Raw genomic sequence first — 21,251 nt, forward strand, 5'->3', positions numbered from 1 at the left:
TCCGTCATCAGCGATGCCGCCGCTACGCCAGGAGTGCCGCGCCATGGGGACAGACGGAACGCCCGTGCTCATGCCATCGGGGCACCCGCTGCCGCCCGTCGATCCGCGGACCGTGTCGAGCACCGCCTCCCTCGCGCTGAGCGGGCGCCCGGAATCGGTGCGCCGCGCCAGGGACTTCACCCGGGAGACGCTCCGCGCCTGGCGGCTGCCGCAGCAGTGCGAGCCGGTCGGGCTCGTGGTCTCCGAGCTGGTCACCAACGCGCTGCGCCACGGGCTGCGCGCGCTGCCCCCCGTGCCGCGGGCCGTCCCCGTGCCGATGCCGCCCGAGACGAGGACGCGGACCGTCGGGCTGGAACTGATGCGCTGCGCGGGCCGGTTGGTCTGCGCCGTGCAGGACCCGAGCGGTCATGCGCCGCGCGTCGGGGAGCTGGACGGGGCGACCGAGTCGGGGCGCGGGCTGCGTCTCGTGGAATGTTTCAGCGACGGCTGGGGCTGGCGCCCGCTGACGGGCGGGCAGCAGGGCAAGATCGTGTGGGCGGTCTTCGGGACCGCGTGACGGAACGGCCCCTCGCCTCGCCACGCAGGCGATGACGTCAGGCGATGAGGTGGTCGAACTCCCCGTCCTTCACGCCGCGCAGGAGCGCCTCGACCTCCGCCGGTGTGTAGACGAGGGCGGGCCCGTCGGGGAAGCGCGAGTTGCGCATGGCCACGTCGCCGCTCGGCAGCCGCGCGAACTCGGCGCAGGTGCCCTGCGAGTTGCTGTGACTGCTCTTCAGCCACTGCACGTCCCGGAGTTCGTGAGCGGCTATGCCGTTGTACGCGTAGGCCACCGGTGTCTCCAGGGTCGTGCGAGTGGTGCGATCGTGCGCCGCACGGATGTGCCGCGCACCCAACTACCCTGGATCATAACGTTGTTCACGTGCATCTGCACGTGCTTATGCACGTGCACGGGGCGTCACCGGCCCCGCGCCGACGCGTCGCCCGTCCGTGAGACGCGCGTCGGCGCGATTCGGTTCCCCCGGCCGCGCGGTCAGGCGGCGGGCGCGCCGAACCACCGCGGCAGCCGGGCGAGGAGGTCGGCCTGCTCGTCGCCCGCCCACGCCACATGGCCGTCGGGCCGCAGCAGCACGGCGGGCGCGCCCGGTTCCCCGCCGGTGTCGGGGACGTGGTCGATCCGGTCCTCCCACCCGGCCACCGACAGCCGCCCCGTCCGGTCGAGCAGCAGCCCGCGGCCCCCGTGCATCCGCGCGTACAGGCGGCCCTCCTTGAGCGGCACGTCCCGCATCCGCCGCCCCAGCAGCTCGTGCCCCTCGCCGAGGTCGTAGCGGACGTCGAGCGCGGTGATCTTCTCGATCAGGTGGCGGGTGACGCCGTCGAGCGCCATCAGCTCGGCCAGCAGGCGGCGCACCGCCTGCGTCCCCGGCTCGGGGGACAACAGCTCCATCTGCGCGCGGGTGTTGTCGAGCACGGCGGCGGCCACCGGGTGGCGTTCCGCCTGGTAGGTGTCCAACAGCCCTTCCGGCGCCCAGCCGTTGACGGCGGCGGCCAGCTTCCAGCCGAGGTTGAACGCGTCCTGGATGCCGAGGTTGAGGCCCTGCCCGCCGACCGGCGGGTGGACGTGCGCCGCGTCGCCGGCGAGCAGCACACGGCCGACGCGGTAGCGGTCCGCCTGGCGCGTGGCATCCCCGAAGCGCGAGAGCCAGCGCGGCGAGTGCACGCCGAAGTCGGTGCCGGCGAACGCCCGCAGCTGCCGCTTGAAGTCGTCGAGGGTCGGCGGGACCGAGCGGTCCTCCGCCACCCCGTCCGCCGGGACGACGACACGGTGCACCTTGCCCGCGAAGGGCCCGACGCCGAACCGCTTGTTGGTCTCGCGCACCGCGGCGACCACGGCGGCCAGTTCCTCGGGCGGCGCGGTCACCTCCATCTCGCCCAGCAGCGTCTCGGCCCTGGTCGGCTCGCCGGGGAACCCGACGCCCAGCAGCCCGCGCACCGTGCTGCGTCCGCCGTCGCAGCCGACGAGCCAGCGGGCGCGCAGCCGTGTGCCGTCGGACAGCTCGACGTCCACGCCCTCGTCGTCCTGGCTCAGCCCGGCCAGCGCGTGGCCACGCCTGATCTCGGCGCCCAGCTCGGCGGCGTGCTCGGCGAGCAGGCGGTCGGTGACGGGCTGGTGGATGCCGAGGACGTACGGGTGCGTGGTGTCCAGCTCCGGGGGCGCGGGCGCCTCGATGGCGGCGAAGAAGCCGCCGACCGGGAACTGGCTGCCGTGCGCGAGGAAGCGTTCCAGCAGGCCGCGTTGGTCCATCACCTCGATGCTGCGCACGTGCAGGCCCAGCGCGCGGACGTACGGCGTCGGCGCCGTCTCGCGCTCCAGCACGAGCACGCGTACGCCGTGCAGCCGCAGTTCGGCGGCCAGCATCAGGCCGGTCGGCCCGCCACCGGCGATGATCACGTCGAACATGGAACCCCCCACTCACCAGGCAGTCGGATCGAGGCCCGGCCGCGCGTCCACGCAGGTCCTGGCCTCGGCCGACGATTGTGCGGCAGGGACGGGGTCTTGCCGCAAGCCCCCCCGTGCGCTATACGTTGAGAGTGGCGAGGAGTGGGTACGCCCCCTCGCCGTCTCAGACGCGGTCCAGGAGATCGTCGAAGGCGGAGGCGAGCCGTCGCCAGGCCGGACGACCGGCCGCGTACTCCTCGTCGGTCAGCAGGCAGGTGGCCAGCAGCGCGCGCAGCCCGACGACGTCGAGCCCCGGGCCGGTGAACACCAGGTGCTGGGTCCTGTCGCCCAGTTCGTCGTCCCAGTCGAGCGCCGCGGCCACCCGGCGGCCTGGCGGGACGAGGTCCCAGGCGGCGTCGGGCAGTGCCGCGAGCCAGGGCCCCGCCGCGTGGACGCTCAGCGCGCCGCCCGCGGCGTCCCAGGACAGCAGGGTGTCGGGGCGGTCGGCGAGCCAGAAGCGGCCCCTGCTGCGGGGTGCCGCGCAGGTCAGCTCTTCGAGCGCCGTGTACAGCCGCTCGGGGTGGAACGGGCGGCGGTGGCGCCACACGGCCGTGAGCACGCCGTCCTGCGCCGCCTCCTGCGGCAGCAGCGCCGTGGCGGGGTGCTGGCGGGCGGCGGCGGCCTCCGTGTCGAAGTGGTCGCCGAGCACCGTGGCGGCGAAGTGCGGGTCGGCCACGCCGACGCGCACCGCCGTGGGGTGCAGCTGGGCCAGCAGCGCGCGGTCGGCGTCGTCGGCCTGGTCGGGGCCGGCGGCGAGGGCGAGCACCGGGGCGTACTCCAGCTGGCGTGCCCAGGTGTCCGCGACCGTGCGCGCGTCGTTCGCCGCGGCGGCGAGCCCGGTCTCGGCCAGCTCGTCGCCGCAGGCCAGGTAGGGCATGACCTGCGCCGGGTCCACGGCGGTGACGACGGCGGCCAGCCGCAGCCCCGCCGAGGCGTGCGCCGTGATCACCTCGGCCATCGAGCGCGGCTCGACGGAGTCCCACAGCTCGACGACGGCCAGCCGCGTCGTCCGGTCGGCGGCCAGGCCGCGCAGCTCCGGGACGAGGTCGGCCCGCAGCGCGCAGCAGGCGCAGTCGTTGACCAGCGCCGTCTCGGCGCCGCCGATGACGCCGCCCGCGTGCCGGGCGGTGCGGACCACCCGGCCGCGCGCGGCACCCGTCAGGTCGTGGTGCAGGGCGACGCTCCCCGGCACCTGGTGCAGCAGCTGCCGCACGGCGCCCCTGCGGGCGTCCGCGTGCAGTCCGCCGACCAGGACGACGGGCAGCATCAGCGTTCCTCGCGCTTGCCGTACCGGCGCTCGAAGCGCTCGACGCGCCCGGCCGTGTCGAGGACGCGGGCCGTGCCCGTGTAGAACGGGTGGCTGGCCGAGGAGGTCTCGACGTCGATCACCGGGTAGGTGTTGCCGTCCTCCCACTCGATGGTGTGCGCGCTCGTCGCCGTGGAGCGGGTGAGGAACGCGTATCCGGCCGCGCGGTCGCGGAAGACGACGGGGCGGTAGGCGGGGTGGATTCCGGACTTCATGGTCGTGCTCCTCGTCAGGGGTGGGACGTGGCGGTGCGCGCGGTCAGCGCTCCTCGCGGAAGAGGACGTGCCGACGGGCCACCGGATCGTATTTCCGCAGCTCAAGGCGGTCGGGGTCGTTTCTTCTGTTCTTGCGGGTCGCGTACGAGTACCCGGTCCCGGCGGTGCTTCCCATCCGGACGACCGGTCGCGTGTCGTGGCGGTTCATGCGGCCCAGTATACGGAAACGGTAATCGTCTTCATCTGGCGGTCCGTGGATGGCGTCCGGTACATCCCGGTATGTGATGCACTGAGGGCCGTTCCGGCGCGAGAGGTGACCATGCGTACACAGATCCGGACCCTGACGGGCGCGGCGGCGTTGGCCCTGCTCGCGGCCACCGGCTGCGGCGGCGACGGCGGGCGGACGTCCCCGTTCACCGGGGAGCGCGGCGACCCGGGGCCGGTCGTCGCCGTCAAGATCGACAACGCGCCGGGCGCCAGGCCGCAGACCGGCCTCGACAGCGCCGACCTCGTCTACGCCGAGGAGGTCGAGGGCGGGCTGAGCCGCCTCGTGGGCGTCTGGTCCGGCACGCTGCCCGGCCGGATCGGGCCGGTGCGCAGCGCGCGGGAGTCGGATCTCGAACTGCTCGCGCAGTTCGGCAGGCCGGTCTTCGCCTACTCGGGGGCGCAGGAGACGGTGGCGGCGGCCATCCGGCGGGCCGACGTCGTCGCCGCCTCGCCCGACGCGGCGCCACGCGCGTACGAGCGGGACGGGCGCCGCGCCTCGCCGCACAACCTGTACGTCAGGCCGGAGGAGTTGCTCGACACCGCCGAGGGCGCAGGGGACGCGCCGGACGCCGCCGGTGCCGGGCTGCGCTTCGGCGCCGCGCCGGGGAGCGGCGGGGAGCCCGCGCGGACGTACGACGCCGCCTTCCCGCAGGCCCGCTTCACCTTCCGCTGGTCGGCGGACGAGGGGCGGTGGCGCGTCCTCCTCGACGGCGACGCAGTGGACGCGCGGCCCGCGACGGTCGTCGTGCAGCGGGTCACCGTGCGCGAGTCCGCGCTGCGCGACGCGAACGGCAACCCGACGCCGTACACCGAGACCGTCGGCTCGGGGGGCGCGGTGGTGCTGCGCGACGGCAGGGCGTACGACGGCCGGTGGGAACGGCCGGACGCCGAGGCGGGGACGGAGTTCACCACGCCGGGCGGCGATCCCCTGCGCTTCGCGCGCGGCCCGGTCTGGATCGTGCTCGACCGGGCCTGAGCGCCGGCCTCACCGCCTGCCCCACGGGCGCCACCAGCGCCGCCTCCGTGCCCGCACGCGCTCCCGCTCCCAGGCCGCGACGAAGCCGCGCGCCGTCCTCGTGCCGTGGTGGTCAGGCCCGAAGACGCGCTCGTAGTCGGCGACCACCGCACGCTCCAGGGCGATGGCGTCCCCGGTGCGCCCCGCGTCGCGGTAGGAGATCGCCAGGTTGTCGCGCGCCGTGAACGTCTCCGGGTGGTCCGGCCCGAGGACGCGCCGCCGGTCGTCCACGAGCCGTTCCTCCAGCACGATCGCCTCCTCGACCCGGCCCGCCGTCCAGTACGAGTGCGCGAGGCCGCCACGGGCCGCGAGGGTCTCCGGGTGGTCGGGCCCGAGGATCCGCTCGTGGTCGGCGGCCAGGTCGAGCTGGAGCGCGACGGCCTCCTCAAGCTGCCCGGCCTTGCGGTGCGAGAGGGCCAGGCTGCCGCGGGCGCCGAGCGTGCTCGGGTGCTCGGGGCCGAGGACCCGCTCGTAGTCGGCGACCACACGGCTCTGCAGCACGACGGCCTCCGCGACGCGCCCTGCGTCGCGGTAGGAGATCGCCAGGTTGTTGAGGGCGACGAGGGTGCTGGGGTGGTCGGGCCCGAGGACGCGCTCGCGGTCGGCGGCGACCTCCTCCTCGATGCCGATCGCCTCGTCCACCCGGCCCGCGTTCCAGTACGTGTACGCCAGGCTCCCCCGCATCCCCAGCGTGTCGGGGTGATCCGTGCCGAGGACGCGCTCGCTGGTCTCGCCCAGGCGCAGCTGGAGCGCGACGGCCTCGTCGAACCGCCTGGCCCTGCGGTAGGTGACGGCCAGCGACCCGAGCACGTCCAGCGTGTCCGGGTGCTCGGGCCCGAGCGCCTCCTCGCTGTCGGCCGCCACCTCGCGCTGGAGCGCGATCGCGTCGTCGATCCGCCCTGCGTCGCGGTAGGAGATCGCCAGATTGCTCCGGGTGATCAGCGTGTTGACGTCCCGGGGGCCGAGGACGCGCTCGCGGTCGGCGGCGACCTCCTCCTCGATGCGGATGGCCTCGTCCATCCGGCCCGCGTTCCAGAAGGTGAAGGCGAGGTTGCCCAGCGCGCCCAGGGTGTCGGGGTGGTCGGGGCCGAGCGCCGCCTCGCTGTCCGCGACGAGCTGCCGCTGGAGCGCGATCGCGTCGTCGTACCGCCCGGCCCTGCGGTAGGAGATCGCGAGGCTGCCGCGCGTCGCGAGGGTGCTGCGGTGGTCGGGGCCGAGGACGCGGCTCCGGTCCTCGACCACCTGCCGCTGGAGCGCGATCGCCTCCTCGACGCGCCCGGCGTCGCGGAGGGAGATCCCCAGGTTGTGGCGGACGGTGACGGTGTCGGCGTGGTCGGGGCCGACGAGGTCGTGGGCGGTCCGCGCCATCTCCGTCCAGTACGCGCGGGCGGCGCGGTGCAGCCCGGCGTCGTGGAGGCTGTTGCCCGACTGGAAGAGGACGACGTGGCCGCCGGTCTCCTGGTCCCACAGGGCGTCGCCCGCGTGCTGCGCGAGGACGTCGGTGTTGGAGCGCAGCACCGTGGCGAGCGCCGGGTCGTGGTGGTACTCGGCGGGCCAGCAGTCCATGAGGGCGGCGGCGAGGGCGAGGGACGCGGCGGCCGACGCGCCGTCAGGGGTCGTCTCGCGGGCGGCCCGCGCCGTCAGGGCGTGGACGCGGATGGCGCGGGGGCCGTCGGCGGGCTGGTCGGTGAGCATGCCGTAGCGGTGCAGGACCCGCACCGCGGCCAGCGCATCCTCGGCGGTCACCTCCCCGGCGTCCGGCGTGGCGCGGTGGCGGGCGAGGTAGCCGGTGACGGCTTCGCTGCTCCACAGGTGCCTGGGGTGCCCGGCCGGGTCGAGGTGGGCGGCCAGCCGCAGCGCGGGCCCGGCCAGTCCCACGGGCTCCTCGCGCGCCGCCGCGTCGAGGGACAGGAGGAGGCCGGAGGTGATCTGGCGCTGGTAGCCGTCGCCTCCTGGGGCCATGAGGCCGTCGAGACGCTGCCTGCTGTCGGCGAGCAGCGCGCGGTAGCGGCGGCTGGTGGTGCCCTGGTTGGCCATGTAGGCGGCGGCGTGCGCGAGCGCCAGGGGAAGGCGGCCGAGGTCCTCGGCGAGCGCCTCGGCCTCCTCGTCCAGAAGGTGCCGTGCGGCGGCCTGGACGAGACGGTCCGTCAGGTAGGCGACGGCCTCGGCGGCGGTGAACGCGTCGATGTCGATGAGGACGCGCCCGCCGCCGGACAGGATCGCGTCGCGGCGCCTGGTGGTGGCCACGACCCGGCCGTTCCCGCCGGAGGGCGTGGGCGGCCACCAGCCGCCCATGCCGTCGGGCTCGGTGATGTCGTCGAGGACGATGAGCCAGGACTGCCGCGTGCCCGCCAGCCAGTCGAGGAAGTCGCGGGCCCGCGTCTCCGCGTCCTGGCCTTCGTCCCCCGGGAGGCTGAGGCGGCGGGCGGCGCGGGCGTAGGCGCCGACGACCTGGGCGGTCTCCGAGGCGTCGATCCACATGACGAGGTCGGTCGCCGACTCCTCGGCGTGGTGGGCGTGCCGGGCGGCGAGCTGCGTCTTGCCGACGCCTCCGCCGCCGGAGAGGACCTGGGTGAGGACGACGGTGCCGTTGCCGCGGTGCGCGAGGCCGATCCGTTCGCGGAGGTCCTGCCTGTCCTGGAACGCGGTGGCCGCCGGGGGGACGGCGCCGATGCGCACCGGCCATTCCAGGCGGCCCGCGTCCGGCTCGGCGGGCGGCGCGCCGACGTACTGGGGGCCGTAGACGTAGGTGATGGGCTGGTCGCCCGCCGCCTGGTTGAGGCTCGCGGCGCCGGACGCGCTGCCGCGCTGGTCGGCGTGGTCGCCCGCGCGCGGGGGGCGTGCGCCGTCGGGGCTCATGTGCCGCTCCCCGGGGTGTCCGGTTCCTGGTCGGCGGCCGACTGGTGGAGTTCCGCGCGGCCACGGGCGGTCGCGCGCTGGTCGATGTCGTCGGCGCCCCCGGCAGTCTGGGTGAGTTTCGCGCGGCCCTTGGCCGTGGCGCGCTGCCGCACGCGCCGTCCGCCGCCGGTCCCCGCCTCGCGACCGGCCCACCAGCCGAGGGGCACGGCGACCGCTGCCGAGGCCGCCCCGGCGGTGGCGGTGGAGACCGCGAGCCGGTTCGCGCCGTCCTCGGGCAGGACGCCGAACGGGTCGGTCCACCCGGCGAGCAGGCACCCGCAGAACACCCCGACCGTGCCGCAGACCATGACGAGCCACCGCCCCGCTCGTGACATCCGCACCCGCCTCCCACCACCCGTACGGCGGCGCCGCCCCGCCGACCGCTCCACCCTTATCAGGGACTGCACGGCCCGGCCACCGGTTCCCGCACATCGGGCCGCGGCACACCCGAAGTGGTGCCCGTGTGACGTGAGTTGACGGGCTGTCAGTGCATGCGGGACACCTGGCGTCCGTGGCGGCGGCCGACGTGCAGGACGAACGCGCACCAGGTCGCGGGCGCGAACGCGAGGGCGGGGCCGTACGGGCGTTTGCTGTCCCGCACGGGCACGTCGGCGAGGCAGCCGACGCACCGGGGCTCGGCGACCTCGACGCAGTTGCCCCCGTCCGCGTTGCTGTAGCTCGACCTGCGCCAGCCGGCCCGGCCGTCACCAGACGTCCCCCGCATGAGCAGCAGTTCCCCCTCGCCGCCTCGTTCGAGGCCGCGTCCCGCTCCGAGGCGCCGCCCGTCCCCGCTCGACGGTGCTCCGCGCCGGACACGACCTCGCTTCCGATCGTATGAGCAGATCGGCGCCCGGACGAGGAGCGCGTTCGGCGTGTCCTTGTCAATTCAACAGTCGGGGAACAGCGCCGGACCGCCCGGTGGCGGCGCGGAGGCGACGGAGCGTCACCTCGGGCGGCGAGCAATGGCCCGGCCTTGGCGCGGCGTTGTCACCGGTCGGGTAGCTGACGCGCCGTCTCCTCCGGTCGGCTCAGCACAGCGGGCGGGCCGGGGTGCGGTCACACAGCATGACGGTATGACCCTCAGCCATGATCATCTGCGGCGCTGCTCGGTGGCCGCGGATCTCGGTGCCGCCCGTACCCGCATCTACCTGAAGAACTCCGGTCTGGTCGTGGACGAACCCTCCATCGTCGCGGTCAACACGAAGACCGGCGCCCTGATCGCCGTCGGCACCCCCGCCGAACGGATGGCGGGCCGTACCCCGGCCACGATCCGCGTCGTCAAGCCGATCATCGGCGGCACCGTCGTGGACATCGACATGGCCCAGCGCATGCTGCGCGCCATGGTCGGCACCAAGCTCCGCCGCGCCTGGCGGCGCAACCCGCTGCTGCGCGCCGCCGTCTGCATCCCGCACGACGCCGACCCGCTGGCGCGCCGCGCCGCGCTGGAGACGCTGGTCGGGGTCGGGGCGCGGCGCGTCGAGCTGGTGGACAGCCTGATCACGGCGGGCATCGGCTGCGGCCTGCCGGTGGAGGAGCCGGAAGCCACGATGATCGTGCAGGTCGGGGCGGCCACGACCGAGATCGCCGTGCTGTCGCTCGGCTCGATCGTCGCGGCCGACAAGGTGCCGATGGGCGGCGAGACGATCGACCGCGCCCTCCTCCAGCACCTGCGCAACGAGCACGAGCTGATGCTCCCCTCGCTGGCCGTGCGCCCGCTGCACGAGGCGCTGGGCGACCCGGAGCAGGGACTCGCCGAGGTCGCGGGACGCGACGTCGCCACCGGCCTCGCCAGGACGGTGCGGGTCGATCCGCGCAGCCTGCGGGCCGCCGTCATGCCGCCGCTGACGGCGTTGCTGGACACCATCCGCGCCGTGCTGCACCGCTGCCCGCCCGACCTGGTGGCCGACCTCGCCGAGCGCGGCGTCATGCTCACGGGCGGCGCGGCCGGGCTCCCCGGCCTCGACCAGATCATCCGCGACAACACCGGCATGCCCGTCCAGGTCGCCGACGAGCCGGGGCTGTGCGCCGTGCAGGGCCTCGGCGCGCTGCTCGAAGGCCGCGTACGGCCACGCCTCGTGCCGCTGCCCGAGCCCACCCCGGGGCCGCGTCGGCGCGGGCGGCACTCCGGGCGGGTGCCCGCCGCGTCGCGGACCGGGCAGCTGCCCGCGCCGGACGCGGGCGCGGAGACCGGTGACGAGCAGGCGGGCCGTGAGCAGGAGGCGTCCGCGACGGTCTGAGCCGTTCGCACGTACCGGCCGGGGCCTGCCGCGTGCCCCGGCCGGTACGTTCCGGTCGGCGTGGTCAGCGCGCCGTCGGCAGCGGCTCGCGCGCCGGGGCCTCGGCCCGCGCCGCCGCCGTCCGCGACGGACGCGCGACCGCCGCCACCAGCAGCGCCGTGACGACGGCCGCCAGCCCCGCCGTCAGGTAGACGCGCTCAAGCGCCGCCGCGTACGCCTCGCGCACGAGCCCCTGGTCACTGCCCAGCGGGGCGCCCCCGCTGACCGCGCGGGCCGCCGCCTCCGTCAGGCCGGCCCCCGTGAGGACCTCGCGGATGCGCCCGCTGAAGAGCGTGCCGAGCACGGCGACGCCGAGCGCGAAGCCGAGCTGGCGGAACGTGTTGACGGCGCCGCTCGCCATCCCCGCCCGCTCCGGGGGCGCGGCGGCGAGCGCGGCGGCGACCAGGACGGGGATCGCCGTGCCGACGCCCGCGCCCGAGATGATCAGCCCTGGCAGCAGGACCGTCCAGTCGGAGCCCGGGCCGATCGCCGTCTGCGTCAGCAGGCCGACGCCGATCAGCGCCAGGCCGCCGCTCACCGCTACCCAGGCGGGCAGCCGGTGCAGGAACCTGCCCCCCGCGCCCGAGACGACGAACGCCGTCACCGCCATCGGCACCACCGCGAGCCCGGCCCTTATCGGCGTCAGCTGCTGGACGGACTGGAGCCACAGCATCGTGTACGTGTAGTGCGCGAACGCGGCGCCCGTCAGTATCAACGCGGCGGCCATCAGCGCGGCGAACGACGGCCGCCGCAGCATCCGCAGGTCGAGCAGCGGCTCGGCCGTACGGCGCTCCACCAGCAGGAACAGCAGGAGCGCGACGGCCGCCACGGCGAACGCGGCCACGGCCACGGCGTCGCCCCAGCCGTCCTCGCCGCCCCGGATCAGGCCGTAGGTGAGCGCGGCGGCGCTGACCGTGAACGTCGCGGTGCCCGGCCAGTCGATGCGGGACGCGGCACCGCGCGACTCCGCGACCGTGCGCCAGGTGATCAGCAGGGCGAGCGCGCAGACCGGCAGGTTGACGTAGAAGATCCAGCGCCAGTCCAGGTAGTCGGTCAGGACGCCGCCGAGCAGGACGCCCAGCGCGCTGGCCGCGCCGCTGACCGCGCCCCAGATGCCGAAGGCGAACGCGCGGTCGCGGCCCGTGTAGGCGGCGGCGAGCAGCGGCGTGTTGGTGGCCAGCATGGCGGCGGCGGCCACGCCCTGGAGGGCGCGCGCGGCGATCAGGACGCCGACGTTCGGCGCGAGGCCGCTGACCAGGGAGGCCACCGCGAAGGCGGCGAGCCCCAGGGCGTACACGCGGCGGCGGCCCAGCAGGTCGCCCGCCGTGCCCGCGACCATGACGAGGGCGGCGAGCGCGAGGGCGTACAGGTCCATGACCCACTGGAGGTCGGTGAACCCCGCGTCGAGGTCCTGGGCCATCGACGGCAGGGCGGTGACGACGATGGTGACGTCGATGAGGAGCATGAAGTTGCCCAGGCAGATGGCGACCAGCGGCCACCACTTGCCGGGGCGCGCGCCGGGCGGCGCGGCCGGTGGGAACGGTGCGGACGGTGCAGACATGCGGCAAGGTTGCGACCGGACCCCCGTGGCGTTCCAGCCGGGCGGGCGGATTCGGCGGACTCCGACACGTCGTACCCTCGGCACGGTGGAATACGACGACATCGACCGCCAGGTGGTGCATGCCCTCCAGATCGACGGGCGGGCGCCGTTCTCGCGGATCGCGCGGGTGCTGGGGGTGTCGGACCAGACCGTGGCCCGGCGGTACACGCGGCTGCGGACGGCGGGTCTCGTGCACGTCGTCGGCCTGTGGCGGGTGGGCGCGCGGGGCGACACCGGCTGGGTCGTGCGGCTGCGCTGCGTCCCGGGGGCGGCCGAGGAGCTGGGGCGCATGCTGGCGCGCCGTCCCGACACGATCTGGGTGCACGCCCTGTCGGGCGGGACGGAGGTCAACTTCGGCGCGCGTATCCCGGCGGAGGCGCCGGACGGCAGGCACGCGCCGACGCTGCTCGAACAGCTCCCGAGGACGCGCCAGGTCACGGGCGTCACCGTGCTCAGCACGCTGCACACGTTCTTCGGCGGCCCGATGAGCCTGGTGAACAAGTCGGGCGCGCTCAGCGCCGCGCAGGCCGCCGCGCTGCGCGACCGACCGGCGCCGACGGCGCGCTGCGGTGACGGGCCCGTACCGGCCGACGAGGGGGACCTGCGCCTCGTCGCCACGCTGGCGGAGGACGGCCGGGCGCCGCTCGCCGACCTGGCCGCGGCCACCGGCTGGTCGCAGAGCACGGTGCGCCGCCGCCTCGGGGAGCTGCGGGCGGACGGCTCCGTCTACCTCGACGTCGAGTACGACCGCCGGATGTTCGGCCTGCGCGCGCACATGCTGATGCTGCTCGCCGTGCCGCCGTCGCGCCTGGAGGAGACCGGCCGGGCGCTGGCCGGGCACCCGGAGGTCGCGTACGCGGTGGCGACGACCGGGCCGACGAACCTCTTCGTCTCCCTGCTCTGCTCGGACAGCGCCGCCGTCTACCGCTACCTGACGACGCGGGTGGCGGCGCTGAAGGGCGTGGAGCGGGTGGAGACGCTGCCGCTGGTCCGCACGTTCAAGGGCATCACCCCGCACGGCGGCGGCCCCGCCACGCGCGCCTGACGCCCACGCCCCCAGGGCCGCGCCGCCGGGAACTTGCCGCGCGTGGTGTCATGGAGGCGGGCGGGAAATCGGCGCGACCGACCTCCCGGCCCAGTCCACCGCAAGAGCGTGAGAGAAGGCGTGAGAGTTTCATGGCCACGCACTACGACGTCGTCGTCCTGGGCGCCGGCCCCGGCGGCTACACCGCGGCTGTCCGTGCCACCCAGCTGGGGCTGCGGACCGCCGTCATCGAGGAGAAGTACTGGGGCGGTGTGTGCCTGAACGTCGGGTGCATCCCCTCGAAGGCCCTGCTGCGCAACGCGGAACTGGCGCACATCTTCCAGCACGAGGCGAAGACGTTCGGCATCCAGGTCGAGGGCCGCGTCAGCTTCGACTACGGCGAGGCGTTCAAGCGCAGCCGCAAGGTGGCCGACGGCCGGGTCGCGGGCGTCCACTACCTGATGAAGAAGAACGGCATCACGGAGTACGACGGGCGCGGCACGTTCACCGACCCGCACACGCTCCAGGTGGCGCTGAGCGACGGCGGCAGCGAGACCGTCACGTTCGACCACTGCATCGTCGCGGCCGGGGCCTCGACGCGGCTGCTGCCGGGGACGTCCCTGAGCGACCGCGTGGTGACGTACGAGGAGCAGATCCTCACCGACGACCTGCCGGGCAGCATCATCATCGCGGGCGCGGGCGCGATCGGCGTCGAGTTCGCGTACGTCCTGCACAACTACGGCGTGAAGGTGACGATCGTCGAGTTCCTGGACCGGATGGTGCCCCTGGAGGACGCCGAGGTCTCGAAGGAGCTGGCGCGCCAGTACCGCAAGCTCGGCGTGGAGGTGCTGACCTCGACGCGGGTGGACGGCATCGACGACTCCGACCCGAACGCGCCGGTGCGTGTCACCGTCACGGACGCCAAGGGCGAGCAGCGGGTCCTTGAGGCCGACAAGGTGCTCCAGGCGATCGGTTTTGCGCCGCGCGTGACCGGTTATGGGCTGGAGACGACCGGTGTCGCCCTGACCGAGCGTGGCGCCATCGCGGTGGACGAGTACCTGCGGACCAACGTGCCGCACATCTTCGCCATCGGCGACGTCACGGCGAAGCTGATGCTGGCGCACGCGGCCGAGTCGATGGCGATCGTCGCGGCCGAGACGATCGCGGGCGCGGAGACCATGCCGCTCAACTACCCGATGATCCCGCGCGCCACCTACTGCCAGCCGCAGATCGCCAGCTTCGGCTTCACGGAGGAGCAGGCGCGGGAGCGCGGCTACGCCGTGAAGACGGTCAAGTTCCCGTTCACGGCGAACGGCAAGGCGCACGGGCTCGGGCAGGCGACCGGCTTCGTGAAGGTGATCAGCGACGAGACGTACGGCGAGCTGCTCGGCGCGCACCTGATCGGCCCGGAGGTCACCGAGCTGCTGCCCGAGCTGACGCTGGCGCAGCAGTGGGACCTGACGGTGCACGAGATCGCGCGCAACGTCCACGCGCACCCGACGCTGGGCGAGGCCGTGAAGGAAGCGATCCACGGCCTGTCGGGGCACATGATCAACATGTGAGACAGCCGTCCTGCCCCGTCCCGAGACCGCCTGGGCGCGGTCTCGGGACGGGGCGCGGCCGGGTCAGGTGCGCGGGTGGGTGTGCAGGTCGAGGCCGGTCGTGCCGGGTGGCTCGGTGCCGGGCACGAGGCGCATGGCGTGGTCGTAGTCGCCGCCGGTGAGGGAGCGGAACGGGACGGGCGCGTCGGTGAACAGGCCGTCGAGCCGCCGCGCGTACGCCTCGGTGATCCGCGCGTACCGCTCCGGCGGGACGTCGAGGGAGCCGTGGACGGCGAAGGGGTCGAGCGGCGTCATCCCCGTGAACCAGAACAGGCCGTGCTGCACGGGGTGGAGGACGTCCGCCAGCCGCCCGTGGATGCCGCGCTCCGAGAACGCCGACTCGCGCGCGCCGTAGGTCACCGACAGCAGCGCCCGCCGTCCGGCGAGCGGGCCGTCGCCGTAGGGCGGCGGGACGGCCGGGCCGTAGGCGAATCCGGCGGTGAAGACGCGGTCGATCCAGCCCTTCAGGATCGCGGGCACCGAGAACCACCACAGGGGGAACTGGAGGATCACGGCGTCGGCGCGGCGCACCTTCTCCTGCTCGGCGGCGACGTCGGGCGAGAGCGTGCCGTCCAGGGTGGCGCGCTGGGAGTCGTCCAGGACGTTCAGGCGGCGGGCGGGGTCGCGGCCGGGGAAGTCGTCGGCGTCCACGACCGCCTTCCACTTCATCGCGTAGAGGTCGGAGACGCTGACCTCGTGGCCCGCCGCGCGCAGGTGACCGGCCGCGAAGGCGCTCAGGGAGGCGTTGAGCGAGCGGGGCTCGGGGTGGGCGCTGACGAGGAGGATCTTCTTCGGGCGCCGCGGCGCGGGGTGGGTGGTCATGGGACCACGGTGGCTCGGGCGTGGCGGGGTAGCCAGGGCCCGCTTCGACCGGCGGAACGGCGTTCCTGGTACCGGGAGTCCCACGCATACTGGAATCCATGGACGGCTTGGACGGACGCGGCGACGGTGACGGTGACCGGCGGGATGACGGGCACGACGGCGTCGCCGATCCGCGCCGGGCGCTCGGGGCGTTCCTGCGCGTGCGGCGGGGCCGTGTGGCGCCCGAGAACGTCGGGATCGCCGCGGGCGGGCGCCGCCGGGTGCGCGGGCTGCGCCGGGAGGAGCTGGCCCAGCTCGCCGGGATCAGCGTGGACTACTACGTGCGGCTCGAACAGGGCCGTGCCACCCAGCCGTCGCCCGAGGTGATCGACGCGCTGGCCCGCGCGCTCGGCCTCGACCCGGCGGAGCGCGGGCACCTCGCCACGCTGGCCACGACCCGGCGCGGCACGGCGCCCGACGCGCGGGTCAGCCCGTTGCTGCAACGTCTCCTCGACGGCATGACCGACTTCCCCGCCTTCGCGACGAACCACCGCCTCGACGTCGTGGCCTGGAACCGCCTGGGCGCCGCGCTGATGGGCGGCCTGGACGACCCGGCGCGGCGCGACCGGAACAACGCCAGGTTCCTCCTGCTCGACCCCGCGTCCCGGGCGCTCTTCCCGCAGTGGGAGGTGGCGGCGAGCGAGGCCGTGGCCCAGCTGCGGTTCCACGCGGGGCGCTATCCGTACGACGCGGAGCTGACCGGGCTGATCACGGAGCTTTCCGGGCGCAGCGAGGACTTCAGGCGGCTGTGGGACGAGGGCGAGGTGCTGAGCTGCGGGGCGGGGCGCAAGGAGCTGCGGCATCCGGTGGCCGGGCTGATGCGGCTGGACTACGAGACGCTGCGGGTGCCCGCCGTCACGGGGGACACGGCGTTGGAGATCCACGTCTACAGCGCCGTGGAGGACGGCGAGGACGCGGCGGCGCTCGCCCGGTTGGGCGCGAGCCTGGCGGGCCCGTCGGGACGGCGGTCCTCGCTGGTGGAGGCGGGTTCCTGAGCCGCGGGCGGGCGGTGGCGGCGTCTGCCGCCGTGCTCGTTGTCAGACCCCCTGGATACGGTGGGTCCATGGAAGCAACCGGAACATTCACGGTCACGGCCTTCGACGCGAGGGAGCTCGTGCCGCTGGAGGGCGGCGGGGCGGAGCCGGCTCCGTCCACGGGCCTGCCGGTGGGTCTCGCCACGTTGGAGAAGACGTTCACGGGGGAGGTCGCCGGGCGTTCGGCCACCCTGTTCACCTCGGCCTTCGACGAGACGGCAGGGGCGGGGACCTATCTGGCCCTTGAGTCCTTCGAGGGCGCGCTCCACGACCGCGAGGGCGCCTTCAACTTCGTGCACTCGCTGTCGATGGCGGGCGGCGAGCGCACCACGGGGTTCTTCACCGTCGTCCCGGGAAGCGGCACCGGGGGGCTGACCGGGATATCCGGTACGGGCGACCTGGTGGTCGAGGCGGACGGCACGCACCGTATCCGGTTCGACTACCAGCTCGACTGAGCCGGGCGGGTCGGTCGGGGGCGGTTCAGCGGTACGTCTCAGGACTGCCGGGCGCGCGCGTGTGTGAGGGCGCCGTGACCGGCGCGGTCTGCCTGTCGTCCATGATCACGACGGCAGCGGCGGCCGGGGGCGCGTCCGGTCAGGGGTGGGCGGTCAGGGAGCGGTGCCGGGGGTGCCCTCGCCCTCGGGGGCGTCAGGGGCGTCGGCCGCGTCCGTCACGTCGGCGGTGTCCGCCTCGATCTCGTCGTGCAGCCGCTCGCAGATGCGGCTGAGGAGCCGCGAGACGTGCATCTGGGAGATGCCGAGGCGCCCGGCGATCTCGCTCTGCGTCAGCTCCTCGAAGAAGCGCAGGTAGAGGATGCGCCGGTCGCGTTCCGACAGGCCGCTGAGGCGGGGGCGGACCATCTCCCGGTAGAGGACCTGGTCGTAGCCCGGGTCGGCGTCGCCGAGGGTGTCGCCGAGCGCGTAGCCCTCGCCGTCGCGGGTGATGTCCGCGTCGAGCGAGAGCGGGCTGAAGCCGCCGAGGGCGGCGAGGCCGTCCCGCACCTCGTCCTCGGTGAGGCCGCAGTGCTCGGCCAGCTCGCGGACGGCGGGGGCCTGGCCGTCCACGCGGCAGTCCAGCTCCTGGCGGGCGGCGCGCACCTGGTTGCGCAGCTCCTGGGTGCGCCGGGGCACGTGGACGCCCCACAGGTGGTCGCGGAAGTGCCGCTTGACCTCGCCGACGATGGTCGGGACGGCGTAGCTCTCGAACGCCTTGCCCCGGTGCGGGTCGTACCGCTCGACGGCCTTGACCAGTCCGAGGGCGGCGACCTGCTCCAGGTCCTCCAGGCTCTCGCCCCGGTCCCTGAACCGGCGGGCGAGGCGGTCGGCCATCGGCATCCAGGCGCAGACGACCTCCTGGCGGAGTCTGCGGCGTTCGGCGCCTTCCGGGAGGGTCGCGATCCGTTCGAACCGGCCGGTCGTGTCGGGGGCGTCATCGTGCGGATGGCGCCTGGGGCGGGTCGGCGTGACTGCCGTGGTTCCCATGACTTCTCTCCGCTGGTCCTGCTGCTCGGGACGTGCTCTCTGACAGGTGCTCGTGGGCTGTCCGTGACCGCCGGGTCCTGCCCGGCGGTCACGACGGATTGTCGGCTTTGACGCACCTTGTCCTGCCACTCCCCCCGCGTGCCCGGCGCGCGGGAGGTGAAACGCGCGCCGGTCCCTCCCGGTTGCCGGGTCCTGGGGGCGGCAGCACACTCGGTGAAGGGCCGTACCGGTGCGGAGGCGGCGCAGGGCAGGTCCCGCGCGCGTTCCGCGCCCCTGTCACCGCCTGGAGGCATCGCCATGGACGTGCTGGTACTGATCGGGCGGATCGTCTTCGCCCTCTTCTTCCTGCTCTCCGCCGTCAACCACCTGACGCGCAGCGGCCCGCTGGCCGCCTACGCGGCCGGGAAGGGGCTGCCCTCGCCGCGGCTCGCGGTGCTCGGCTCCGGCGTGCTGCTGCTGGTGGGCGGGCTGAGCGTGCTGCTGGGCGTCTGGGCCGACCTGGGCGCCCTGCTGCTGGTGGTCTTCCTGGTGCCCACGGCGCTCGTCATGCACAACTTCTGGACGGTCCCCGACCCGGCGGCGCGGATGAACGACATGCTGCATTTCCAGAAGGACCTGGCGCTGGCGGGCGCGGCGCTGGCGCTGGCCGGACTGTTCGCCCTCGCGGGCGACGAGGTGGGCCTGACCTGGACCGGGCCGCTCTTCGGCTGAGCCGTGCCCGCGACGGGCGTTCGTCACTCGTTCATTCGAACGAGTGACAGGGGGCGGGGAACCACGGCCGACGGCCCCCCGTTTGCCAGGGCGAGGGCTGTTCCCAAGGGACGGAGGGAACGGCCGAGGACGGGATCGCCCGCGGCGGGGAGGCGGGGGCGTCAGCGGGTAGAGGGACACGAGTGGCGAGGACGCCGGGTGACCGGCGCGTCCCGGTGGGCGAAGGGGGGTGAGCGCGGTGAACGTGCTCGACGTGGTGCTGCTCGTGGCCGCGGTGCTGGCCGGGGTGTCCGGTTACCAGCGCGGGCTGGTCGCGGGGGTGATCTCGCTGGCGGGTTTCGTCGGCGGTGCGGTGATCGGGGTGTGGCTGCTGCCGTTCGTGATCGATCCGCTGACGCCCGGGTCGGTGACGGCGACGACGGTGGCGCTGCTCGTCGTGCTCATACCGGCGGCCGTCGGCCAGGCGATCACGTGGCCGCTGGCGCTGCGGCTGCGGCAGGGCGTGCGCCGGGCCCCGGCCCGGTGGCTGGACGGCGCGGGCGGCGCGGTCTTCAACGGGGTGGCGCTGCTGCTCGTCGCCTGGATCGCCGCCAGCGCGCTGCTCCCGACGCCCTCGGCGGGGCTGAACCGTGAGGTGCAGCAGTCGCGGGTGCTGGGCGCCGTGCAGGGCCGTATGCCGGACCAGGCGCCGACCTGGTTCAGCCGTGCCACCGGCGCGCTGACCGACGCCGGCTTCCCGCAGGTCTTCGACCCGTTCGCCAATGCCCCCACGGCCGAGGTGCCCGACCCCTCGGGCGACAACGTGACGCCGGAGGCCGTCGCCGCCGCGCGGGACTCGACCGTGAAGATCACGGCGGCGTCCGGCCTCGGCTCGGGGCAGGAGGGCAGCGGCTTCGTCTTCGCGGACGGCCGGGTGATGACCAACGCCCACGTGATCGACGGCGCGGACGCGATCATGGTCCAGGTCGGCGGCGCAGGGGAGCGGCTGGACGCGACCGTGGTGCTGGCCGACGACCAGGTGGACGTCGCCGTGCTCGACGTGCCGGGGCTGACCGCGCCCACCGTCGCGCTGGCAGGGGACGCCGACCGGGGCGCCCCCGCCGTGGTCGCCGGGTATCCGGAGAACGGCGGGCTCGACCTGCGCGCGGCCACCGTCGCGGGCCGTACCAACGCCCGTGGCCAGGGCATCCACGGCGACAGCATGGTCACCCGGGACATCTACACGATCCGCTCCCTCGTCCGCCCGGGGAACTCGGGCGGGCCGCTGCTCACCACCGGGGGCGAGGTGTACGGGATGGTGTTCGCCCGCTCGGTGACGGACGGCAACACCGGCTACGTCCTCACGGCGGACCAGATACGCGGCTACATGTGAGCCGCCGGGTTCGCCCGGTACCCGTGGGGTACTCGCCCAGGCCGTACGGCCACCGGCGCGCGGCGCGCGGACGTGTGGCGCGCCGCGGGTGGGAGAGGAGCGCCGGATGGAACTGCCAGCGGCACGCGGGGACCTGTCGGCGACGCTGATCGGGACGCTCGGCCAGGACCCGGGCCGCGACGACGTCGCGCTGCCGGGCACGGGGGACGGCGCGGTGGACGGCGCCGACCCGTTCGGCGAGGACCTCCAACTCGCCCTGTACCTCGCCTACGAGCTGCACTACCGGGGCTTCGACGGCGTGGCCGACGGCTGGGAGTGGCATCCGGAGGTGCTGCGGCTGCGCGGCGCGCTGGAGCGGCGCTTCCTGACGTGCCTGCGCACGGAGGTGCCGGGGCACACCGATGTGCGGGCCGCGCTGGACGAGCTGCTGGTCGAGCCCGTGGAGGGCGGCGGCATCAGCGGCTTCCTGAAGGACGAGGGCGAGCCCTGGCAGCTGCACGAGTACGCCGCGCTGCGGTCGCTCTACCACCTGAAGGAGGGCGACCCGCACGCGTACGGCATCCCGCACCTCGGCGGCCGTGCCAAGGCCGGGCTGGTGGCCGTCGAGTACGACGAGTACGGGGCCGGGCGTGCCGACCGGATGCACCAGCGGCTCTACGCCGACCTGATGGCCGGGCTCGGCCTGGACCCCACCTACGGGCACTACATGGAGGAGGGCACCGCGGAACTGCTCGCGACGGTCAACCTCATGTCCCTGTTCGGGCTGCACCGCGCGCTGCGCGGCGCCCTGGTGGGCCACTACGCGACCGTCGAGATCACCTCGTCGCCGGCGTCACGCCGCATGACGCAGGCCATGGAGCGGCTGGGCGCCGGTCCTGCGGCCGTCCACTTCTACGCCGAGCACGTCGAGGCGGACGCGGTGCACGAGCAGGTGATGCGGCGCGAGGTCGTCGGCGGGCTACTGGCGGACGAGCCGGAGCTGGCCGACGACGTGCTGTTCGGCGTGGAGGCGACGACCCTGCTTGAGGAGCGGTTCGCGGCCTCCCTGATCACACCGTGGCGGGCCGGGCGCTCCGCGCTGCGCACGCCCTGA

Annotated in this window: 21 protein-coding genes; 10 read left to right on the forward strand and 11 right to left on the reverse strand. The window is 74.6% G+C overall.

Annotated features, from left to right (window positions below):
• Positions 1-43: 43 nt before the first annotated feature.
• The gene (locus IF27_RS00405) at positions 44-556 is read left to right on the forward strand and encodes an ATP-binding protein (protein WP_052847194.1); all 513 of its coding nucleotides are present in this window, start codon (positions 44-46) and stop codon (positions 554-556) included.
• A gap of 37 nt (positions 557-593) precedes the next feature.
• On the opposite strand, the gene IF27_RS00410 is transcribed toward IF27_RS00405, so the two are convergent.
• The 5 genes from IF27_RS00410 to rpmG form a co-directional block, all read right to left on the reverse strand.
• Positions 594-830, reverse strand: a complete 237-nt coding sequence (locus IF27_RS00410) for a DUF397 domain-containing protein (RefSeq protein ID WP_052847196.1) — start codon at positions 828-830, stop codon at positions 594-596.
• A gap of 200 nt (positions 831-1,030) precedes the next feature.
• Complete coding sequence (rox, locus tag IF27_RS00415) at positions 1,031-2,458, reverse strand: rifampin monooxygenase (RefSeq protein ID WP_052847198.1); 1,428 nt, start codon at positions 2,456-2,458, stop codon at positions 1,031-1,033.
• Between the two features lie 163 nt (positions 2,459-2,621).
• Positions 2,622-3,764, reverse strand: coding sequence for a CobW family GTP-binding protein (locus IF27_RS00420; RefSeq protein ID WP_052847201.1), 1,143 nt, complete (start codon positions 3,762-3,764; stop codon positions 2,622-2,624).
• Positions 3,764-4,018, reverse strand: coding sequence for a type B 50S ribosomal protein L31 (locus IF27_RS00425; RefSeq protein WP_052847203.1), 255 nt, complete (start codon positions 4,016-4,018; stop codon positions 3,764-3,766). Before IF27_RS00425 ends, IF27_RS00420 begins: the two co-directional genes overlap by 1 nt.
• 43 nt (positions 4,019-4,061) lie before the next feature.
• Positions 4,062-4,226 carry a 50S ribosomal protein L33 gene (gene rpmG, locus IF27_RS00430; RefSeq protein WP_052847205.1) on the reverse strand — a complete coding sequence of 55 codons (165 nt, stop codon included), beginning with the start codon at positions 4,224-4,226 and terminating at the stop codon, positions 4,062-4,064.
• 111 nt (positions 4,227-4,337) lie between these two features.
• Here rpmG and IF27_RS00435 point away from each other — a divergent pair, with 111 nt between their 5' ends.
• Positions 4,338-5,261 carry a DUF3048 domain-containing protein gene (locus tag IF27_RS00435; protein WP_110945394.1) on the forward strand — a complete coding sequence of 308 codons (924 nt, stop codon included), beginning with the start codon at positions 4,338-4,340 and terminating at the stop codon, positions 5,259-5,261.
• 9 nt (positions 5,262-5,270) lie between these two features.
• Here IF27_RS00435 and fxsT read toward each other — a convergent pair whose 3' ends face one another.
• From fxsT to IF27_RS00450, 3 genes are all read right to left on the reverse strand, one after another.
• Positions 5,271-8,159 (reverse strand): FxSxx-COOH system tetratricopeptide repeat protein, encoded by a 2,889-nt coding sequence (gene fxsT / locus IF27_RS00440; protein ID WP_052847207.1) that lies wholly within the window; start codon positions 8,157-8,159, stop codon positions 5,271-5,273.
• Positions 8,156-8,533 (reverse strand): hypothetical protein, encoded by a 378-nt coding sequence (locus IF27_RS30725; RefSeq protein WP_190232738.1) that lies wholly within the window; start codon positions 8,531-8,533, stop codon positions 8,156-8,158. The genes fxsT and IF27_RS30725 overlap by 4 nt, the downstream gene beginning before the upstream one ends.
• Positions 8,534-8,682: 149 nt before the next feature.
• Positions 8,683-8,922: a DUF397 domain-containing protein gene (locus tag IF27_RS00450; protein WP_052847211.1), complete on the reverse strand. Its 240-nt coding sequence runs from the start codon at positions 8,920-8,922 to the stop codon at positions 8,683-8,685.
• Between the two features lie 349 nt (positions 8,923-9,271).
• Here IF27_RS00450 and IF27_RS00455 point away from each other — a divergent pair, with 349 nt between their 5' ends.
• Positions 9,272-10,435: a rod shape-determining protein gene (locus IF27_RS00455; RefSeq protein ID WP_110945396.1), complete on the forward strand. Its 1,164-nt coding sequence runs from the start codon at positions 9,272-9,274 to the stop codon at positions 10,433-10,435.
• 64 nt (positions 10,436-10,499) lie between these two features.
• On the opposite strand, the gene IF27_RS00460 is transcribed toward IF27_RS00455, so the two are convergent.
• Positions 10,500-12,035, reverse strand: a complete 1,536-nt coding sequence (locus IF27_RS00460; RefSeq protein WP_052847213.1) for an MFS transporter — start codon at positions 12,033-12,035, stop codon at positions 10,500-10,502.
• A gap of 85 nt (positions 12,036-12,120) precedes the next feature.
• Between IF27_RS00460 and IF27_RS00465 the strand changes: the two genes are divergently transcribed.
• Together IF27_RS00465 and lpdA are read left to right on the forward strand one after the other, a co-directional pair.
• A complete protein-coding gene (locus tag IF27_RS00465) occupies positions 12,121-13,119 on the forward strand; it encodes an Lrp/AsnC family transcriptional regulator (protein ID WP_223290853.1) in 999 nt (332 codons plus the stop codon).
• Between the two features lie 131 nt (positions 13,120-13,250).
• The gene (gene lpdA / locus IF27_RS00470; RefSeq protein WP_052847215.1) at positions 13,251-14,660 is read left to right on the forward strand and encodes a dihydrolipoyl dehydrogenase; all 1,410 of its coding nucleotides are present in this window, start codon (positions 13,251-13,253) and stop codon (positions 14,658-14,660) included.
• A gap of 63 nt (positions 14,661-14,723) precedes the next feature.
• Here lpdA and IF27_RS00475 read toward each other — a convergent pair whose 3' ends face one another.
• Positions 14,724-15,521, reverse strand: a complete 798-nt coding sequence (locus tag IF27_RS00475; protein ID WP_052847217.1) for an NAD(P)H-dependent oxidoreductase — start codon at positions 15,519-15,521, stop codon at positions 14,724-14,726.
• A gap of 98 nt (positions 15,522-15,619) precedes the next feature.
• Between IF27_RS00475 and IF27_RS00480 the strand changes: the two genes are divergently transcribed.
• Together IF27_RS00480 and IF27_RS00485 are read left to right on the forward strand one after the other, a co-directional pair.
• The gene (locus IF27_RS00480) at positions 15,620-16,555 is read left to right on the forward strand and encodes a helix-turn-helix domain-containing protein (protein ID WP_110945397.1); all 936 of its coding nucleotides are present in this window, start codon (positions 15,620-15,622) and stop codon (positions 16,553-16,555) included.
• Between the two features lie 68 nt (positions 16,556-16,623).
• Positions 16,624-17,049, forward strand: coding sequence for a DUF3224 domain-containing protein (locus IF27_RS00485; RefSeq protein ID WP_052847218.1), 426 nt, complete (start codon positions 16,624-16,626; stop codon positions 17,047-17,049).
• Between the two features lie 153 nt (positions 17,050-17,202).
• Here the strand turns inward: IF27_RS00485 and IF27_RS00490 are convergent, their stop codons facing one another.
• Complete coding sequence (locus tag IF27_RS00490; RefSeq protein ID WP_110945398.1) at positions 17,203-18,075, reverse strand: SigB/SigF/SigG family RNA polymerase sigma factor; 873 nt, start codon at positions 18,073-18,075, stop codon at positions 17,203-17,205.
• A 297-nt stretch (positions 18,076-18,372) separates the two neighbouring features.
• Between IF27_RS00490 and IF27_RS00495 the strand changes: the two genes are divergently transcribed.
• From IF27_RS00495 to IF27_RS00505, 3 genes are all read left to right on the forward strand, one after another.
• On the forward strand, positions 18,373-18,786 hold the full coding sequence (locus IF27_RS00495; RefSeq protein ID WP_052847219.1) for a DoxX family membrane protein: 414 nt from the start codon (positions 18,373-18,375) through the stop codon (positions 18,784-18,786).
• A 238-nt stretch (positions 18,787-19,024) separates the two neighbouring features.
• A complete protein-coding gene (locus IF27_RS00500; RefSeq protein WP_052847854.1) occupies positions 19,025-20,158 on the forward strand; it encodes a MarP family serine protease in 1,134 nt (377 codons plus the stop codon).
• A 106-nt stretch (positions 20,159-20,264) separates the two neighbouring features.
• Positions 20,265-21,251, forward strand: a complete 987-nt coding sequence (locus IF27_RS00505) for an iron-containing redox enzyme family protein (RefSeq protein ID WP_052847220.1) — start codon at positions 20,265-20,267, stop codon at positions 21,249-21,251.

Source organism: Streptomyces avicenniae (genome assembly GCF_000719135.1).
Classification (GTDB): Bacteria; Actinomycetota; Actinomycetes; order Streptomycetales; family Streptomycetaceae; genus Streptomyces; species Streptomyces avicenniae.

Coding starts and splice junctions, on each gene's coding strand:
- IF27_RS00405 (WP_052847194.1), top strand. CDS start 44: ATGGGGACAGACGGAACGCCCGTGCTCATGCCATCGGGGCACCCGCTG.
- rox (WP_052847198.1), bottom strand. CDS start 2,458: ATGTTCGACGTGATCATCGCCGGTGGCGGGCCGACCGGCCTGATGCTG.
- IF27_RS00420 (WP_052847201.1), bottom strand. CDS start 3,764: ATGCTGCCCGTCGTCCTGGTCGGCGGACTGCACGCGGACGCCCGCAGG.
- IF27_RS00425 (WP_052847203.1), bottom strand. CDS start 4,018: ATGAAGTCCGGAATCCACCCCGCCTACCGCCCCGTCGTCTTCCGCGAC.
- rpmG (WP_052847205.1), bottom strand. CDS start 4,226: ATGAACCGCCACGACACGCGACCGGTCGTCCGGATGGGAAGCACCGCC.
- IF27_RS00435 (WP_110945394.1), top strand. CDS start 4,338: ATGCGTACACAGATCCGGACCCTGACGGGCGCGGCGGCGTTGGCCCTG.
- fxsT (WP_052847207.1), bottom strand. CDS start 8,159: ATGAGCCCCGACGGCGCACGCCCCCCGCGCGCGGGCGACCACGCCGAC.
- IF27_RS30725 (WP_190232738.1), bottom strand. CDS start 8,533: ATGTCACGAGCGGGGCGGTGGCTCGTCATGGTCTGCGGCACGGTCGGG.
- IF27_RS00450 (WP_052847211.1), bottom strand. CDS start 8,922: ATGCGGGGGACGTCTGGTGACGGCCGGGCCGGCTGGCGCAGGTCGAGC.
- IF27_RS00455 (WP_110945396.1), top strand. CDS start 9,272: ATGACCCTCAGCCATGATCATCTGCGGCGCTGCTCGGTGGCCGCGGAT.
- IF27_RS00460 (WP_052847213.1), bottom strand. CDS start 12,035: ATGTCTGCACCGTCCGCACCGTTCCCACCGGCCGCGCCGCCCGGCGCG.
- lpdA (WP_052847215.1), top strand. CDS start 13,251: ATGGCCACGCACTACGACGTCGTCGTCCTGGGCGCCGGCCCCGGCGGC.
- IF27_RS00475 (WP_052847217.1), bottom strand. CDS start 15,521: ATGACCACCCACCCCGCGCCGCGGCGCCCGAAGAAGATCCTCCTCGTC.
- IF27_RS00480 (WP_110945397.1), top strand. CDS start 15,620: ATGGACGGCTTGGACGGACGCGGCGACGGTGACGGTGACCGGCGGGAT.
- IF27_RS00485 (WP_052847218.1), top strand. CDS start 16,624: ATGGAAGCAACCGGAACATTCACGGTCACGGCCTTCGACGCGAGGGAG.
- IF27_RS00490 (WP_110945398.1), bottom strand. CDS start 18,075: ATGGGAACCACGGCAGTCACGCCGACCCGCCCCAGGCGCCATCCGCAC.
- IF27_RS00495 (WP_052847219.1), top strand. CDS start 18,373: ATGGACGTGCTGGTACTGATCGGGCGGATCGTCTTCGCCCTCTTCTTC.
- IF27_RS00505 (WP_052847220.1), top strand. CDS start 20,265: ATGGAACTGCCAGCGGCACGCGGGGACCTGTCGGCGACGCTGATCGGG.